Below are 17,204 nucleotides of genomic sequence, written 5' to 3'. Positions count from 1 at the left end.
AATTGCTTCGTAGTGTAAATTCTTGTTATTTTATATTTATCAATTTTCTCATTTCTGCGTAGGCAGGAACCTATTTTATAACGTATATAGATTCCTGTTTTGCACTTCGACTCCGCTCAGTGATTACACAAGAATGACAGTGGTATTTATTTATTATTTTCGGGGTTCGAATACACGTTGTGTAAACGTAGTTCGTAATTATTTAAAAGTCAGCATCGAAACTAATACTTCCAGTTCCTCCAGACTTTACACCAGCTTTTTGGTATTCTGAAACGCGTTTTTCAAAGAAGTTAGTTTTACCTTCTAATGAAATCATTTCCATAAAATCAAACGGATTTGAAGCATTGTACACTTTATCGCAACCAAACTCCATAAGCAATCTATCGGTTACAAATTCTAAATATTGTGTCATTAGTTTTGCGTTCATTCCAATTAAACTAACCGGAAGTGATTCTGTAATAAATTTACGTTCAATATCAAGTGCATCAACTAAAATTGCTGTAATACGTTCTTTTGGAACTTTTTGCACAATATGGTTATTGTGTAAGTGTACGGCAAAATCACAATGCAAGCCTTCGTCTCTAGAAATTAACTCGTTAGAAAATGTTAAACCTGGTAATAATCCACGTTTTTTTAGCCAGAAGATTGAACAAAAACTACCTGAAAAGAAAATTCCTTCAACAGCTGCAAAAGCGATTAGGCGTTCTGCAAAACTTGGACTTTCAATCCATTTTAAAGCCCAGTCAGCTTTTAATTTTATAGCTGGAAATACTTCAATAGCTTTAAATAACTCGTTTTTTTCAACTTCATTTTTAACATAGGTATCAATTAATAATGAATACACTTCAGAATGAATGTTCTCCATCATTATTTGAAATCCATAAAAGAATTTTGCTTCAGAATATTGTACTTCACTAACAAAATTTTCTGCTAAATTTTCATTTACAATTCCATCGGAAGCTGCAAAAAAAGCTAAAACGTGTTTTATAAAATAACGTTCATCATCGTTTAATTTATTTTCCCAATCTAATACGTCTTGGTGTAAATCAATTTCTTCTGCAGTCCAAATACTAGCTTCTTGTTTTTTGTACCATTCCCAAATATCTTGGTGTTGAATAGGAAAAATTACAAAGCGATCTTTATTTTCTTGCAAAATTGGTTCAATAAATGACATTTTAGTTCTTGTTTTTTTAGTTTTTATAGTTGTAGTTTTCTACGTAACGAGAAAAACAAAGATTGTAAAAAATTAATGAAAATGAAAGGAGTACTTATCCACATTTCCCAATAAGTTTTTAACATTCTCGGTATTTTGCAATAAACGATTAATTAGTCTTTAAAGCTGAAAATCAAATGTATACATGTCGCATTTATTGATGAATACACGGTTCTATTGAGGTTGTACAGTAAAGCCTAACAATATTCTTTTTGAAACTCTATTTACAAAAATGAAGTTAGATATGTAGCTTAGAATTTATGGTTTTCTGCAACTTTTTCTAATTCGGCATACCAATCTTTACCGAATTTTCGAATTAAGGCTTCTTTCACAAATTTATAGACAGGCACTTGTAGTTCTTTTCCTAAAACACAAGCATCATCGCAAATTGGCCATTTATGATAGTTTACAGCAGAAAACTCGCTGTAATCCATAATTCTTACAGGATATAAATGACAAGATATTGGTTTTTTCCATTTAATTAAACCTTGATTATATGCTTCTTCAATTCCGCATTTTGCTGTATTACTTTTATCGAAAGTTACAAAAGCACAATCTTTATCATTTATCAAAGTTGTTTCATATTCACCTTCATTGGTAATAAACAACCCTTGATCTTCAATAGCCTTTATGCCTTCTTCTCTTAAAAATGGTTTTACTTTTGGATAAATATCCAATAAAATTTGAAGTTCGCTCTCTTCTAATGGTGCTCCAGCTTCGCCATCAATACAACACTTGCCTTTGCAGGCATTTAAATTACAGACAAAATCTTTTTCGATAATATCTTCTGAAACTATGGTTTTTCCTAATTGAAACATTCGGCAAAAATAAACTTTTTAAACTAAATTTGTTATTAATATTAAAGGATTATCTACTTTTGCCAACCTTAATTTAAATAGAACTAGAATGTTAATTAATTTTAAAGAAATACTAACTGCAACAATGATATTATTTGCAGTTATTGATGTAATTGGAAATATTCCAATTATTATTGATTTACGTGCAAAATTTGGAAATATTCAATCTGAAAAGGCTTCAATTATTGCTGGAATAATAATGATTGCTTTTTTGTTTTTAGGAAAAAGTATTTTAAACTTAATTGGAATTGATGTAAATTCTTTTGCAGTAGCAGGTGCTTTTATTTTATTTTTTATTGCCTTGGAAATGATATTAGGCGTATCATTATATAAAGAAGAAGAAACAAATGCTCGTACAATTTCTGTTTTTCCTTTAGCATTTCCTTTAATTGCTGGGCCAGGAAGTTTAACAACCTTACTTTCTTTACGTGCAGAGTTTGAAACTATTAATATTTTAATAGCAATTATTATTAATTTGATTTTTATGTTTATAGTGCTTAAAACTTCAAATAAATTAGGAAAGTTTATTGGAGATAATGGTATTTTAATTATTAGAAAAGTATTTGGAGTAATTCTTTTAGCTATTGCTGTAAAATTATTTGCTTCTAATATTCAGGGTTTAATTTCTTAAATTTTTTAGTATGAAAACTTTTGATGTTTTAATTATTGGTGGAAGTGCTGCTGGATTATCGAGTGCTTTAATTTTAGGTTCTGCAATTGGAAAACCTTTTGCTGAAGGAAAAAAAATTGGAATTATTACCCATCAAAAAGCTTCAGCCTTAAATAATGCCGAATTAAACAATGTTTTAGGTTTTAAAAAAGGAACAAAAGGAACTGATGTTCTTAATATCGGTCTACATCAATTAGCAGAAGACTTTCCTCATGTTACCCAAATAGCGAAAGAAAAAGTTGTTTCTATAAAAGGGGAATCACCAAATTTTACTGTAAAAACCAATAAAAATGAATATACAGCCTCAATAATTGTAGTTGCAATTGGGCCTTCAAATATGTTTAATATTGAAGGATTAATGCAATATGTTATTCCGCATAAAAGTATTCCTCCACAAAAGGAAAAAATTATGTTAATAAACAACAATCATTTAGTAACTGAGGGAATTTTTGTTGCAGGTGTTTTAGCTGGATGGAGAAGTCAATATGCAATTGCGGCAGGAAGTGGTGCTCAAGTAGCCACAGATATTTTAACTATTTGGAATAACGGAAATCATACTATGATTCACGACGTTATTGAATAGAAGTAAACTAAAAACCCTATTATTTTATTAAAATAATAGGGTTTTTAATTAAAGAGATCGATTCGCTTCACCCGCGATGACATTTTAATAAATGTTTCTAAAATTCAAATCCTAAATTAACACCTAAGTTTTTGGCAATTAACTTTGTAATTCTTGTTTTTAGTTGTGGTATTTTAATTTTTTCAACAACATCATTTCCAAAAGCAAATAACAACAGTGCTTTTGCTTCTTTTTTAGGAATTCCTCTAGACTGCATATAAAACAATGCGCTTTCATCTAATTGTCCAATAGTACATCCGTGAGAACATTTTACGTCATCTGCAAAAATTTCTAATTGTGGTTTTGAGTTAATACTGGCGCCATCATCAATTAAAATATTATTATTTTGTTGAAAAGCATTTGTTTTTTGTGCTGCTTGTTGTACAATTACTTTACCGTTAAAAACTCCAGTAGATTTATCTGCATAAATTCCTTTGTACAATTCGTGGCTTTCACAATTTGGATATTTATGATTTACTAATGTATGATTATCTACGTGCTGTTTTTTATTTAAAATTGAAATACCATTTAAATGCGAGTTAATGTGTTCGCCTTCTTGGTAAAATTCTAAATTATTTCTAGTTAATTTTCCGCCAAAAGAATAGGTATGAACAGAAGCAACACTTTGTTGTTTTTGTGAAACAAAAGTACTGTCAATCAACGAAGAATTTTCAGTATCGTTCTGAATTTTGTAATAATCTACAATGGCTCTTTTATGTACAAAAATTTCTGTTACTGCATTTGTAAGTACAGCATTTTTTGATAAGTTTTGATGACGTTCAATAATTTGAACGTGTGAATTTTCACCAACAACTACTAAGTTCCTAGGTTGAAGCATCACTTCTTTTTCACTTCCAGTAGAAAAATTTAGTATTTGAATTGGTTTTGGTACAATTGTGTTTTTTGGAATATTAATAAAAGCTCCTTCAACCGAAAAGGCTGTATTTAATTCTGTTAAACTATTATTATTCTTAGCAATGGTGTTGAAATAATTATCAACTACCATTTTATATTTTGGACGTGTTAATGCAGAAGATAATACACAAACATCGCAATCATCATGTGTTGTATCCGATAAAAAAGAACTAAAAACCCCATCAATAAAAACCAAGGTATAAGATTCAATTTCATTAATTGAATATTCTTTTACATTTTTGAATTCAACTGCTTTTTTTGTTTTAGGAAATAAGCTATAGTCGTTTTTTAATAAAGAATTAAGGCTTGTATATTTCCACTCTTCGTCCTTTTTGGTTGGAAAGCCTTCTTTTTCAAAGTTAAGAATAGCTTTAGACCTTATAGAATGTACATTCGAATCTAGATCTAATCCACCTTTATTTTCAAATGCTAAGAATGAAGAAACTAATTTTTCTTTTAAATCCATTTTTTATGAGTTTTCAGTTTTTTGTTTTAGTAGACAGTTAAAACTGACAACTGAAACTAAAAACTGTTTACTTTTTAATATTTTTATTTTAACCAGTCGTACCCTTTTGCTTCTAATTCTAGAGCTAGTTCTTTTCCTCCAGATTTTACAATTTTACCATTGTGTAATACATGCACAAAATCAGGAACAATATAATCTAACAAACGCTGGTAGTGCGTAATAACTAACACAGCATTGTCTTTGCTTTTAAGTTTGTTTACACCATTTGCAACAACTTTTAAAGCATCAATATCCAAACCAGAATCTGTTTCATCTAAGATTGCAAGTTTTGGTTCTAGCATTGCCATTTGAAAAATTTCATTACGTTTTTTTTCTCCTCCTGAAAAACCTTCATTTAAAGAACGTGATAAAAATTTACGATCAATTTCAAGTAAATCTGCTTTTTCACGGATTAACTTTAACATATCTTTTGCTGGCAAATCTTCTAAACCTTTCGCTTTTCGAGTTTCGTTAATAGCGGTTTTAATAAAATTTGTAACCGTTACACCAGGAATTTCAACAGGATATTGAAACGATAAGAAAATACCTTTGTGAGCTCTTTCTTCAGGAGCCATATCTTCTAAATCTTCATTATTTAAAACTACAGAACCTTCTGTAACTTCAAACTCTTCTTTTCCAGCAATAACTGCTGAAAGTGTACTTTTTCCAGAACCGTTTGGTCCCATTATAGCATGTACTTCACCTGCCTTCATTTCAAGATTTATTCCTTTTAAAATCTCTTTATCGTTGATACTTGCGTGTAAATTTTTTATACTAAGCATTTTATAGTTGTGTTAATTCTATATTATTTAATTCTTTAACTTTATCAGCATTAAAATGGATTTCACCGGTATAATTCATTCCTAAATAATCGGCTGATTTTTGGAAAGGGATGTAAAAACTTGTATCAATTTTATCATCATGCGAGTTTGAAATTACAAACATATTTTTACCTCTTAACCTTCTTCCTTCTTCTTTTTCTACTCTAATTAAATCAGAAAATCTATCAAAAAAAACTTTCATAATTCCACTCATATTATACCAATAAACCGGTGTAGCAAAAATTAGAGTATCATATTTTTTAATTATTGATTTTATAAGTGGTAAAAAATCATCGTTTAAATTTTTACTTTCATAGTCGTAGTATGAAATTGTGAACTTATTTAAATCAACTATATCTATATTATTATTTTTTGAAATATTTGAAATTACTTTTGAGGTATTTCCTGCGCTTCGGGATGATCCTAAAATAATTACTTTTCTATTTTCCATATTATCCAACGCTTCCTTCTAAACTAATTTCCAATAATTTTTGAGCTTCAACTGCAAACTCCATTGGTAATTTATTTAAAACTTCTTTACTAAATCCATTAACAATTAATGCAATTGCTTTTTCAGTATCTATACCACGCTGATTGCAATAAAAAAGCTGATCTTCTCCAATTTTACTAGTTGTTGCTTCGTGTTCAACTTGGGCAGTTTTATTTTTTACTTCAATGTATGGAAATGTATGTGCTCCACATAAATCTCCCATTAAAAGTGAATCACATTGCGAAAAGTTACGTGCATTTTTTGCTCTAGCTCCAATTTGCACTAAACCTCTATATGAATTTTGTGAATGCCCTGCTGAAATTCCTTTAGAAATAATGGTACTTTTAGTATTGTTTCCTAAATGAATCATTTTTGTACCAGTATCTGCTTGCTGAAAATTATTGGTAACAGCTATTGAGTAAAATTCCCCAACCGAATTATCACCTTTTAAAACACAACTCGGATATTTCCAAGTAACTGCACTACCTGTTTCAACCTGAGTCCAAGAAATTTTTGCGTTTTTCTCGCACAAACCTCTTTTAGTTACGAAATTGTAAACTCCACCTCTTCCTTCTTTATCTCCTGGAAACCAGTTTTGTACAGTTGAATATTTTATTTCTGCATCGTCTAAAGCAATTAATTCAACAACAGCAGCGTGTAATTGATTTTCATCACGTGCAGGAGCTGTACATCCTTCTAAATAACTTACAAAACTTCCTTCATCTGCAACAACCAATGTGCGTTCAAATTGTCCAGTTCCACCTTCATTAATTCTAAAATATGTTGAAAGTTCCATTGGACAAGTAACACCTTTTGGGATATAACAGAAAGATCCATCTGAAAAAACAGCGGAATTTAAAGCGGCATAAAAATTATCACTAGTAGGAACAATGGTTCCTAAATATTTTCGCACCAATTCCGGATGTTCTTGAATGGCTTCTGAAATAGGCATAAAAATAATTCCTTTTTCATTCAGAGTTTTTTTGAAAGTAGTTGCAACTGAGACAGAATCAATTACTATATCTACAGCAACATTAGATAAACGTTTTTGCTCATCAATTGAAATTCCAAGTTTATCAAACGTTTTTAATAATTCAGGATCTACTTGGTCTAAACTGTCTAATTTTGGTTTTTGAACAGGCGCTGAATAGTAACTAATGTCTTGAAATTTTGGTTTTTCATATTTAACATTTGCCCAATCTGGTTCTTTCATTTCTTTCCAAACTTTGAAAGCTTCTAAACGCCATAAAGTCATCCATTCTGGTTCCTTTTTCTTTTTAGAAATTGCTATTACAACTTCTTCATTTAAACCAATAGGAAACTTATCAGCTTCTATTTCTGTGTAAAAACCGTATTCGTACTCTTTTGTTTCGAGTTCTTTTTTTAAATCGTCTTCAGTAAACTTGTTCATTTCTCTTTTTATCTGAATTTATGTTTAAGTCTTGTGATTCTTGTGAAAATAGAAATCTAAACTATACATTCTTAATACAAAAATTTATCTTTTCTATGGAAACCTACCTATTTAGGTATGACAATCCTAAGAATTCGACACTTTTAACTTTTAAACTAGAGTGAAAATGACTCACCACATCCACAAGTGCGTTGTGCATTTGGATTATTAAATACAAAACCAGTACCATTTAAACCACCAGAATATTCTAATGTTGTACCAACTAAATAAAGAAAACTTTTTTTGTCAACAATAATTTTTACACCATTATCTTCAAAAACCTTATCCTCATTTTGGTTTTCTTTATCAAATTTTAAATCATAAGAAAGTCCTGAGCATCCACCGCTTTTAACTCCAACTCTCACAAAATCAACCTGTGGGTTAAAACCATCCTCAGTCATAAGCTCTACAACTTTCTTTTTTGCTATATCTGAAACTTTTATCATATTGCTTATATAGATTAATTCTAAATTAGTGCAAATATAGGTACAAAAAATGATTTATAGTATTTTTTTAATATGAATATAATTGATAGTGTAATTGCTATTTCCTATAAAGATTTATCTTTGCAAAATGATAGAAGATAAAAACCAAGCACGTACAAGTTTAGCTGAATTAGGTGAATTTGGTCTGATAAAACACTTGACTCAAAATTTTAAAATAGCACATTCTACAACAATTAAAGGAGTAGGAGATGATGCCGCTGTTTTAGACTTTAAAAATAAACAAGTGATAGTTACAACTGATTTATTGATTGAAGGTGTGCATTTTGATTTAAGTTATATGCCTTTAAAACACTTGGGCTATAAAGCAGTAATGGCAAATTTATCAGATGTTTACGCAATGAATGGAATGGCTTCGCAAATAACTGTTTCAATTGCAGTTTCTAACCGTTTTCCATTAGAAGCAATTGAAGAATTGTATGAAGGAATTCACTTGGCTTGTAAGAATTACGCAATAGATTTGGTAGGAGGAGACACTACTTCTTCAGTTACTGGCTTACTAATTAGTATCACTGCAATTGGTGAAGCTAAGGCAGAAGATGTAGTATATAGAAATACCGCAAAAACAAACGATTTATTGGTTGTAACAGGTGATTTAGGTGCTGCATATTTAGGGTTGCAAGTGTTGGAACGTGAAAAACAAGTTTTTGAAGTAAATCCAAATTCTCAACCAGATTTAACAAATTATTCATATTTAGTTGAAAGACAATTAAAGCCAGAAGCAAGAAAAGATATTATAAAATTATTGAAAGATTTAGATGTAAAACCAACTGCTATGATTGATATTTCAGATGGACTTTCTTCTGAAATTTTACATATTTGTGAGCAATCTAATGTTGGTTGTAATTTATATGAAGAAAAAATTCCGTTAGACCCTCAAGTTATTGCTACTTGTGAAGAGTTTGATTTAAATAGTACAACTATTGCACTTAGCGGGGGTGAAGATTACGAATTGTTATTTACAATATCACAAGAAGATTTTCCAAAAATTAAAGCAAATCCACATTTAACAGTAATTGGGCACATTACAGATAAAAGTCATGGCGCAAATTTAGTAACAAGAGCTGGTCAGCAAATAGAACTAACTGCACAAGGTTGGAATTCAATTAAATAGTTATAAAGGCGAGCATATTTAATTGATTTATAAGTTTAACCTTAATCAATTAAATATTCTCGAGACTTCATATGCAATTAGCAATTGAGTTTGTTTTACAAGTTCTGTGTTACTATATTATTTATATTCAAGTTTTTTAACTTCCTCAAAAGGAGAAAGTTTTAAGTTTTCAACACTGTTTTTGTAATTTATCCAAGCTGTTTTATAAAATTCGTTAATTTTAGAAATTACAGCACTTACTTTATTATCAGCATTTTTTACCAAAGTGGTTTCTGTTTTTCCAGGGTTTTGCATTAAATCATTAACATATCTGCTGGCATTATATAAATAAGAAATTGTACTTGGAAACTCAGTTGCAGTAATACCTTGACGTTTGTCCACTTTGCCAAGCATATTATCTAATAAATCATCTATTTTTTTCAATATTTCTGTGTGTGATTTTAATAAATTTTCATATTTTTTTTGCTTTTTTTGAGACTTAATACGTTTTTGATAATCTTCAACAATTTCTTTCGATTCCAATAAACGTTGGGTTGCTTTTCCGGCAACATCCATTTTGTTTTCTAATTGTTTTAAAAGGTCATATTTATTTTTTAAAACTTCAAAAGGCATCTCAACCCTTGGATCGTAAGCAATAGCTATTTTTTCGGTAGCAGTTTCATTTCCAAAATGAAGTTTTATCTTATAATTTCCTGGCAATACCGTAACACCTCCTGGTTCTGAAGTATTTTTACGTAATTTTCTTCGAGAAGGTCTTTGTTTCCCTTTTTCATTCATATACCAATACAATCTATGTACTCCGTTTTCTTTTGGTGCTTTTTGTTTTATAGTGCGTATTAAGTAATTTTGATCATTAAAAACTTCAAAAATAATAGAGTCGTATTTTATTGGTGGTTTTTCTCCTTTTGAATTAGTTGTTTCAGTGTTTTTCTTCTTTTTATTAGTTTTTACAGGTTCTTTTTGAGATACAGGATTATTTATGCTATATGTTATCATAGCCCCTTTTGCTCTATTTTCTCCGTTAAATATTGCATTTGCTCCAAACCGTGTTCCTGTAGGTTGTTGATTTTGAGTAATAAAAGCAGCAGGAGGTTCAAATAAATGCAAGGTTTTATTTAATAGTTGTGCGCCTTCTTTTGCCAAAGCTCTTAATGGTCTAATATCGTCTAAAACATAGGCAGCTCTTCCAAACGTGCCAATAATTAAATCGTGTTCACGTGGCTGAATTGCTAAATCTATGGTTGAAACGTTTGGATAGTTATTTGTCCATTTAGTCCAGTTTTTACCTTCATCAATACTAAAATATAAGCCATATTCTGTTCCTAAAAATAATAAATTTGGTTGTTCTAAATCTTGAATTATAGAAAGCGTATAACCAAAAGTTTCATCTTTTCCTTCTAATATATTTTCCCAAGTTTTACCAAAATCACGGGTTCTATATAAATAAGGTTTAAAATCGAATTGTCTGTAATTATTTACAACTATATAAGCTTCACCTTTATTGAATTTTGAAGCTCTAATTTGTGGAATCCAAGCTTCAGAAGGCATTTTTTTAATATTTTTAGAAACATTTATCCAAGTTTTACCGCCATCTAAAGTTAATTGAATGTTTCCATCGTCGGTTCCAACCCAAAGCAAATTTTCATCTAAAGTACTTGGTTCAATTGCAATAATTGTACAATGGTTTTCAGCTCCTGTAGCATCCATCGTAATTCCACCACTTTCATGTTGTTTTTGTTTATCAAGATTGTTTGTTGTTAAATCTGGCGAAATAATATCCCAAGTATGCCCTTTATCTTTTGATTGATGAACAAACTGACTGCCAAAATAAATGGTTTGCTTATCAATAGGATTCATTGCAATAGCAGCATTCCAGTTAAATCTCAATTTTATAGCAGCATTCGGATGCGTTGGGCGAATATATTTAGCATTTCCAGTTGCTCTATCATACCTTCCAACAGAACCTTCTTGAGACATTGCATACCCATAACGTGTATTTTTAGGATCAGGAACCACATCAAAGCCATCGCCAAACATTAATTCTTGCCAATAAGAATTTCGTATTCCTTGAGCTTTTAAAACATAAGCTGGGCCAACCCAAGATCCGTTATCTTGCATGCCACCATAAACATTGTAAGGAAATTCATTATCAACACTAATATGGTAAAATTGTGCAACAGGAATATTTTCTGCAAAACGCCAAGTTTTTCCCTTGTCTCGTGTAATATTTAAACCACCATCGTTTCCATCAATCATAAAGTTTGGATCTTCTGGGTGAATCCACCAAGCGTGGTGATCTGGGTGCACTCCAACTGAAGTTCCATAGGCAGGCATTAATTGCTTGAAAGATTTTCCTCCATCAATACTCATATGTACAAAAGTATTAACCGAATAAATCCTATTTTCATTTTTTGAATCTACATGAATATCTGAATAATAGAATGGTCTGCCATCAACTCCAGATTTGTTATTGATCATTTTCCAAGAAAAACCGCCGTCTTCAGACTTATACAAAGCATTCTTTTTTGCTTCAACCAAAGCATATACAAATTTTGGGTTACTTGGTGCAATTGCTAGGCCCATTCTACCTAAATTTCCTTTTGGTAAACCATCTTCATCAGTTAATTTTTTCCAATTATCACCACCATCATAGGTTATATACATACCAGACCCTTTACCACCTGAATTAAAAGTCCAAGGTTTGCGTCTATGTTCCCACATTGCAGCAATTAGTTTGTTTGGATTGGTAGGGTCAATAACTAAATCTGCACAACCAGTTTTGTTATTTACAAATAAAGATTTCGACCAGGTTTTTCCTCCATCAGTCGTTTTAAACACTCCACGTTCTGGATGTTCACCCCAAGGAGACCCAATTGCACCAATATATACTGTATTTGGATTGTCTTTGTCAATTATTATTCTGTGGATGTTTCTAGTTTTCTCTAATCCGACTAATTTCCAGGTCTTGCCAGCATCTAAACTTTTATACAAACCATAACCACCAGTTAAGCTATTTCGTGGATTTCCTTCTCCAGTTCCTGCCCAAATAACATCAGGATTGCTTTGTTGAATTGCAATCGCACCAATAGACATCGCTGTTTGTTTGTCAAAAATTGGAGTCCATTCTATACCACCACTTTCAGATTTCCATAAACCACCAGACGCAGTTCCGGCATAAATAATTTCAGGGTTATTGGTTACAACATCAATTGCTGTTATTCTTCCGCTCATTCCTGCAGGACCAATAGCACGTGTTTTTAGTTCTTTTAATTTGTTGAGGTCAATTTGTTGAGAATTTCCCTGATTTATTAAAAATAACGATAGCAATACAAATAAAAATTTTTTCATGTTTGATAAGTTGGTGGTTTTAATGATAGGAAAGATACTAATTTTAGTTGTTTTTTAAAATTAACAGATAAAGCGATTCATAAACTAAAAATAATTGTGATACTTTTTTTGCATATAAATCTATATTTTAGTTAATATTGTTAGATAAATATTAAGTAATTTTATGAGACTTCATTTATTAGACAGAAGTAGTTTAAAAAATAATTCATTTAATGTTACCCGCAACAGTTATCCTTATTTTTTAAAGATCTGGCATTATCATGCAGAATTAGAATTAGTTTTAATAGAAAAAAGTACTGGAACACGTTTTATAGGCGATGCTATTGAAAAATTTGAAGTTGGAGAAATAGTGCTTATTGGTGAAAATTTACCGCATATGTGGTTGAATGATGAAGCTTATTTTGAAGAATCTTCTAAATTAATTTCAGAAGCTGTTGCAATTCATTTCAAAAAAGATTTTTTAGGATCTACTTTCTTCGAAACCCCAGAAATGTCACATATTTCTGAACTTATTTTAAGGGCAAAGAGAGGTGTAAAATTTATAGATTTAAAAAAATCAACAATTCAAGAAATTAGAAAATTAGCTAAACTTTCGGGCTTTCAAAAAGTAATGAGTTTTGTAACTATTTTAAATGCTTTGGCAAAACATAACAATTATAAATTATTGTCTAGTGAAGGATTTATAAATTCATTTAACAAAACTGAAAGTAGAAATTTAGATAAAATTTATGAATATATTTTTAAAAATTTTAATACTTCAATTAGCTTAAATAATGTTGCTGCTATTGCTTGTATGAATCCATCTTCTTTTAGCCGTTATTTTAAAAGAATTCACCGAAAAACATTTATAGATTATGTAAATGAATTAAGAATTGGATTTGCTTGTAAAATGCTAATTGAAGGAAAATATTCAATTACAGCTATTTGTTACGAATGTGGTTTTAACAATGTGTCAAATTTTAATCGTCAGTTTAAAAAAATCACAAATTTTTCTCCTAAAGAATATTTGAAAAAGCACAAATCAGGTGTGTAATTAAACTTATATTTTTGCTTTTTTAGTTGTTTTTATTTTTTTAGAGCAAAAAAAGTATTGCTAAATGTAAAAAAGTAGGTAGTCTCAAATACTTTAGATGGTTATATTTGGTTGATTTAATTTTCTTTAAAAATGATAAGATTATTTTCGCGAAAGTATCAATAAGAACATTCCATTAAAGCTTTAATAAGAACACTAAAAATTTACAGATGAAATCAATTATTATTACAGCTGTTGAAGTAAAAGATGTGCGTTTTCCTACAAGTCAATCTCTTGATGGTTCAGATGCTATGAATCCTGATCCAGATTATTCTGCAGCTTATGTTATTTTAAAAACAAATTTCCCAAATAAGTTTGAAGGTCATGGACTAACCTTTACAATTGGCAGAGGAAATGAGTTGTGTGTTGCAGCTATTAAGTCTTTAGCGTACTTACTTATTGGTAAAAGTTTAGAGTCTTTTACTCAAGATATGGGTGCTTTTTGGAAAATGATAACAGGCGATAGTCAGTTAAGATGGTTAGGGCCAGAAAAAGGCGTAATTCATTTAGCAACAGGAGCAATTGTAAATGCTGTTTGGGATTTATATGCAAAAGTTGAAGAAAAACCATTATGGAAATTATTGGCTGATATGAGTCCTGAAGAGTTTGTAAAATGTATAGATTTTACCTATATAACAGACGCAATAACTCCTAATGAAGCAGTAACTTTATTAGAAAATAAAGAAGCTACAAAACAGCAAAGAATAGAAGATTTGTTGAAAAATGGCTATCCTGCATACACAACTTCTGCAGGTTGGTTAGGCTATTCAGATACTAAAATGAGACGTTTATGTGGTGAGGCGAAGGCAGCAGGCTTTAAACATATGAAAATAAAAGTGGGTTCCGATTTACAAGATGATATGCGAAGAGCTGCAATTATTAGAGAAGAAATTGGAGATGATTTGCAACTAATGATGGATGCCAATCAAAAATGGGATGTGGATGAAGCTATTGAAAATATGGCTGAATTAGCTAAATTTAATCCTTATTGGATTGAGGAACCAACTAGCCCAGATGATATTTTAGGTCATGCAAAAATTGCAAAAGCGGTTGCTCCAATAAAAGTTGCTACTGGAGAACATTGTCAAAACAGAGTAGTGTTTAAACAATTAATGCAAGCTGGCGCTATTGAAATTTGTCAGATAGATAGTTGCAGGGTTGGTGGAGTGAACGAAATTTTAGCCATTTTATTAATGGCAGCAAAGTTTAATATTCCAGTTTGTCCGCACGCTGGGGGGGTTGGGTTGTGTGAATATGTACAACATTTATCTATGATTGATTATATTGCAGTAAGTGCTTCGTTAGATGAACGTATTATTGAATATGTAGATCATTTACACGAACACTTCTTAGATCCTGTACTAATTAAAAATGGCGCATATATGCCTCCTTTATTGCCAGGTTATAGCATTGAAATAAAAAGTCAATCTTTAATAGACTATGAGTTTCCAGTAGGGAAAATTTGGAAATAAGTTTGTTAATTTTAATAAATTAAAACTAAAATGAAACGGTTACTATTTTTGTTTTTAATAACGTTTGGCTTCCAGTCAATTTTTGCACAATCGGTTTATAAACCTTCAAAAGAAAATTTAAAAGCTCGCGAGGCTTTTCAAGATGATAAATTTGGAATGTTTATCCACTGGGGAGTTTATAGCATTTTAGGTGATGCCGAATGGGTTATGACCAATCAAAATATTAAAGTAGAAAGATACCAATTATTGCCAAAATTTTTCAATCCTACTAAATTTGATGCTAAAGAATTGGTAAAACTAGCTAAAGATGCTGGCATGAAATACATAACTATCACTACCAAACATCATGATGGTTTTGCAATGTACAATTCTAAAGTTTCAGATTATAATATTGTAAAAGCAACACCTTATGGTAAAGATATTTTTAGAGCTCTAGAACAAGAATGTAAAAAACAAGGCATAAAATTGTATGCCTATTATTCTCAGTTGGACTGGAATCACCCAGATTACTATCCTAGAGGTTATACTGGGCAAGATGTTGGGAGACCAGAATCTGGAAATTGGAAAAATTACCTTGCTTATCAAAATGAACAGATTAAAGAATTAGCAGAAAATTATGATATTTCTGGCTTTTGGTTTGATGGGTTTTGGGATATTTTAAAAGAAAAAGGACGTACCCCAGAAACAAGAAAAGAAGGTTTAGAGCGTTGGAACCTTGAAGAAACATATAGTATGATTCATAATGTTAAACCGGCATTATTAATAGGAAATAATCATCATTTAAAATCCTTTGAAGGTGAGGATTTTCAAATGTTTGAAAAAGACTTGCCTGGAAAAAACACTACTGGTTTTGGAGGCGCAATTATTGGTCAACTGCCTTTAGAAACTTGTGAAACTATTAATCAATCTTGGGGGTTTAACCTTCAAGACGGCAACCACAAATCTGTTAAACAGCTTATTAAATATGTTGTAAATGCAGCTGGAAGAAACGGAAATTTTTTATTAAACGTTGGTCCAATGCCAAACGGAGAGATTCAAAAAGAGCATAAAGAACGTTTAAAAGCTGTCGGAAATTGGTTAGCTGAAAACGGAAAAACAATTTATGGCACTAGAGGTGGTATTATTTCTGCAACCAAAGATTATGTGTCAACACAAAAAGATAAAATACTATACCTACATATTTTAAATTCAGAATTAAATCAAGTACAAATTGATAATTTTGAAGGTAAAATTAAACGAGTAACTTTTTTTAATGATAGGAGTAAGCACAATTATAAATTGAAAAAAGGACAATTAATTATTGAAATTCCAGATAATAGAAAGCACGAAATAGATACTATCTTAGAAATTATATTAAAATAAAAACAAATGTCATTATTAAGTTTAAAAAATAAAATTACAATTGTTACTGGGGGAGCTAGTGGAATTGGAAAAGCAATTTCATTAAAATTTGCGGCTCAAGGAGCGCGAATTCATGTGTTGGAACTACATATTGAAAATTCAGAAAACTTAATTTCTGAAGCAGCAAATTATAGTGGAAGTATTAAAATTCATCAGTGTAATGTTTCCAATTCAAAAGAAGTTAAAGCTGTTGTTGATGCAATTATTTCAGAAGAAAAAACAATTGATATTCTAGTAAATAATGCTGGGATTGCGCATGTTGGAAATATTGAAAACACTTCCGAAGAAGATTTAGATAGGTTATATCAAGTAAATATAAAAGGTGTTTATAATTGTATATCGGCGTGTATCCCAACAATGAAATCAAATAATACAGGTGTTATTTTAAATATGGCATCTATCGCATCTTCGGTTGGAATTTCAGATCGTTTTGCGTATTCAATGACCAAAGGCGCAGTGTTAACTATGACGTACTCAGTTGCAAAAGATTATGTTGCAAACGGAATTAGATGCAATTGTATTTCGCCTGCCAGAGTTCATACACCATTTGTAGATGGTTTTATCAAAAAAAATTACCCAGATAAGGAACAAGAAATGTTTGAAGCTTTGTCTAAAACGCAACCTATTGGACGCATGGGAATGCCAGAGGAAATTGCTAATTTAGCATTGTTTTTATGTTCAGATGAGGCAGGATTTATTACAGGGACAGATTACCCAATAGATGGTGGGTTTATAAAATTAAACGGATAAT

At 30.6% G+C, this 17,204-nt stretch carries 15 protein-coding genes; 7 read left to right on the top strand and 8 right to left on the bottom strand.

Features of this window, described 5'->3' with window-relative positions:
• Positions 1 to 202: 202 nt before the first annotated feature.
• Positions 203 to 1,174 carry a ribonucleotide-diphosphate reductase subunit beta gene (locus IEW75_RS00485; RefSeq protein ID WP_134248083.1) on the bottom strand — a complete coding sequence of 324 codons (972 nt, stop codon included), beginning with the start codon at positions 1,172 to 1,174 and terminating at the stop codon, positions 203 to 205.
• 290 nt (positions 1,175 to 1,464) lie between these two features.
• On the bottom strand, positions 1,465 to 2,031 hold the full coding sequence (locus IEW75_RS00480) for a DUF3109 family protein (protein WP_134248082.1): 567 nt from the start codon (positions 2,029 to 2,031) through the stop codon (positions 1,465 to 1,467).
• Positions 2,032 to 2,119: 88 nt separating this feature from the next.
• Between IEW75_RS00480 and IEW75_RS00475 the strand changes: the two genes are divergently transcribed.
• Together IEW75_RS00475 and IEW75_RS00470 are read left to right on the top strand one after the other, a co-directional pair.
• Positions 2,120 to 2,701, top strand: a complete 582-nt coding sequence (locus IEW75_RS00475) for a MarC family protein (protein WP_134248081.1) — start codon at positions 2,120 to 2,122, stop codon at positions 2,699 to 2,701.
• A gap of 10 nt (positions 2,702 to 2,711) precedes the next feature.
• Complete coding sequence (locus IEW75_RS00470; protein WP_134248080.1) at positions 2,712 to 3,323, top strand: FAD-dependent oxidoreductase; 612 nt, start codon at positions 2,712 to 2,714, stop codon at positions 3,321 to 3,323.
• A 97-nt stretch (positions 3,324 to 3,420) separates the two neighbouring features.
• Here IEW75_RS00470 and sufD read toward each other — a convergent pair whose 3' ends face one another.
• The 5 genes from sufD to IEW75_RS00445 all read right to left on the bottom strand — a co-directional run bounded on the left by sufD (position 3,421) and on the right by IEW75_RS00445 (position 7,989).
• Complete coding sequence (sufD, locus tag IEW75_RS00465) at positions 3,421 to 4,743, bottom strand: Fe-S cluster assembly protein SufD (RefSeq protein WP_134248079.1); 1,323 nt, start codon at positions 4,741 to 4,743, stop codon at positions 3,421 to 3,423.
• A gap of 83 nt (positions 4,744 to 4,826) precedes the next feature.
• A complete protein-coding gene (gene sufC / locus IEW75_RS00460; protein WP_134248078.1) occupies positions 4,827 to 5,564 on the bottom strand; it encodes a Fe-S cluster assembly ATPase SufC in 738 nt (245 codons plus the stop codon).
• Position 5,565: 1 nt separating this feature from the next.
• Positions 5,566 to 6,054 (bottom strand): flavodoxin family protein, encoded by a 489-nt coding sequence (locus IEW75_RS00455; protein WP_134248077.1) that lies wholly within the window; start codon positions 6,052 to 6,054, stop codon positions 5,566 to 5,568.
• A 1-nt stretch (position 6,055) separates the two neighbouring features.
• Positions 6,056 to 7,504, bottom strand: a complete 1,449-nt coding sequence (gene sufB / locus IEW75_RS00450; protein WP_134248076.1) for a Fe-S cluster assembly protein SufB — start codon at positions 7,502 to 7,504, stop codon at positions 6,056 to 6,058.
• A gap of 155 nt (positions 7,505 to 7,659) precedes the next feature.
• Complete coding sequence (locus IEW75_RS00445; protein WP_134248075.1) at positions 7,660 to 7,989, bottom strand: HesB/IscA family protein; 330 nt, start codon at positions 7,987 to 7,989, stop codon at positions 7,660 to 7,662.
• Between the two features lie 127 nt (positions 7,990 to 8,116).
• Here IEW75_RS00445 and thiL point away from each other — a divergent pair, with 127 nt between their 5' ends.
• On the top strand, positions 8,117 to 9,160 hold the full coding sequence (gene thiL, locus IEW75_RS00440; protein ID WP_134248074.1) for a thiamine-phosphate kinase: 1,044 nt from the start codon (positions 8,117 to 8,119) through the stop codon (positions 9,158 to 9,160).
• Between the two features lie 117 nt (positions 9,161 to 9,277).
• Here thiL and IEW75_RS00435 read toward each other — a convergent pair whose 3' ends face one another.
• Positions 9,278 to 12,508, bottom strand: a complete 3,231-nt coding sequence (locus IEW75_RS00435) for a WD40/YVTN/BNR-like repeat-containing protein (protein ID WP_134248073.1) — start codon at positions 12,506 to 12,508, stop codon at positions 9,278 to 9,280.
• Positions 12,509 to 12,671: 163 nt separating this feature from the next.
• Here IEW75_RS00435 and IEW75_RS00430 point away from each other — a divergent pair, with 163 nt between their 5' ends.
• From IEW75_RS00430 to IEW75_RS00415, 4 genes are all read left to right on the top strand, one after another.
• On the top strand, positions 12,672 to 13,541 hold the full coding sequence (locus tag IEW75_RS00430) for an AraC family transcriptional regulator (RefSeq protein ID WP_134248072.1): 870 nt from the start codon (positions 12,672 to 12,674) through the stop codon (positions 13,539 to 13,541).
• A 209-nt stretch (positions 13,542 to 13,750) separates the two neighbouring features.
• Positions 13,751 to 15,052 (top strand): L-fuconate dehydratase, encoded by a 1,302-nt coding sequence (locus tag IEW75_RS00425; protein ID WP_134248071.1) that lies wholly within the window; start codon positions 13,751 to 13,753, stop codon positions 15,050 to 15,052.
• 30 nt (positions 15,053 to 15,082) lie between these two features.
• The gene (locus IEW75_RS00420) at positions 15,083 to 16,414 is read left to right on the top strand and encodes an alpha-L-fucosidase (RefSeq protein WP_134248070.1); all 1,332 of its coding nucleotides are present in this window, start codon (positions 15,083 to 15,085) and stop codon (positions 16,412 to 16,414) included.
• A gap of 6 nt (positions 16,415 to 16,420) precedes the next feature.
• Entirely contained in the window at positions 16,421 to 17,203 is a 783-nt protein-coding gene (locus IEW75_RS00415; protein WP_134248069.1) for an SDR family NAD(P)-dependent oxidoreductase, read from the top strand.
• Position 17,204 lies beyond the last annotated feature (1 nt).

The sequence above is a fragment of the Lutibacter litoralis genome (assembly GCF_014646675.1).
GTDB classification, from domain to species: domain Bacteria; phylum Bacteroidota; class Bacteroidia; order Flavobacteriales; family Flavobacteriaceae; genus Lutibacter; species Lutibacter litoralis.
This window is presented reverse-complemented; position numbering and strand designations above follow the sequence as displayed.

Coding starts and splice junctions, on each gene's coding strand:
- IEW75_RS00420 (WP_134248070.1), top strand. CDS start 15,083: ATGAAACGGTTACTATTTTTGTTTTTAATAACGTTTGGCTTCCAGTCA.
- IEW75_RS00445 (WP_134248075.1), bottom strand. CDS start 7,989: ATGATAAAAGTTTCAGATATAGCAAAAAAGAAAGTTGTAGAGCTTATG.
- sufD (WP_134248079.1), bottom strand. CDS start 4,743: ATGGATTTAAAAGAAAAATTAGTTTCTTCATTCTTAGCATTTGAAAAT.
- IEW75_RS00470 (WP_134248080.1), top strand. CDS start 2,712: ATGAAAACTTTTGATGTTTTAATTATTGGTGGAAGTGCTGCTGGATTA.
- sufB (WP_134248076.1), bottom strand. CDS start 7,504: ATGAACAAGTTTACTGAAGACGATTTAAAAAAAGAACTCGAAACAAAA.
- IEW75_RS00485 (WP_134248083.1), bottom strand. CDS start 1,174: ATGTCATTTATTGAACCAATTTTGCAAGAAAATAAAGATCGCTTTGTA.
- IEW75_RS00430 (WP_134248072.1), top strand. CDS start 12,672: ATGAGACTTCATTTATTAGACAGAAGTAGTTTAAAAAATAATTCATTT.
- IEW75_RS00455 (WP_134248077.1), bottom strand. CDS start 6,054: ATGGAAAATAGAAAAGTAATTATTTTAGGATCATCCCGAAGCGCAGGA.
- IEW75_RS00435 (WP_134248073.1), bottom strand. CDS start 12,508: ATGAAAAAATTTTTATTTGTATTGCTATCGTTATTTTTAATAAATCAG.
- thiL (WP_134248074.1), top strand. CDS start 8,117: ATGATAGAAGATAAAAACCAAGCACGTACAAGTTTAGCTGAATTAGGT.
- sufC (WP_134248078.1), bottom strand. CDS start 5,564: ATGCTTAGTATAAAAAATTTACACGCAAGTATCAACGATAAAGAGATT.
- IEW75_RS00480 (WP_134248082.1), bottom strand. CDS start 2,031: ATGTTTCAATTAGGAAAAACCATAGTTTCAGAAGATATTATCGAAAAA.
- IEW75_RS00425 (WP_134248071.1), top strand. CDS start 13,751: ATGAAATCAATTATTATTACAGCTGTTGAAGTAAAAGATGTGCGTTTT.
- IEW75_RS00415 (WP_134248069.1), top strand. CDS start 16,421: ATGTCATTATTAAGTTTAAAAAATAAAATTACAATTGTTACTGGGGGA.
- IEW75_RS00475 (WP_134248081.1), top strand. CDS start 2,120: ATGTTAATTAATTTTAAAGAAATACTAACTGCAACAATGATATTATTT.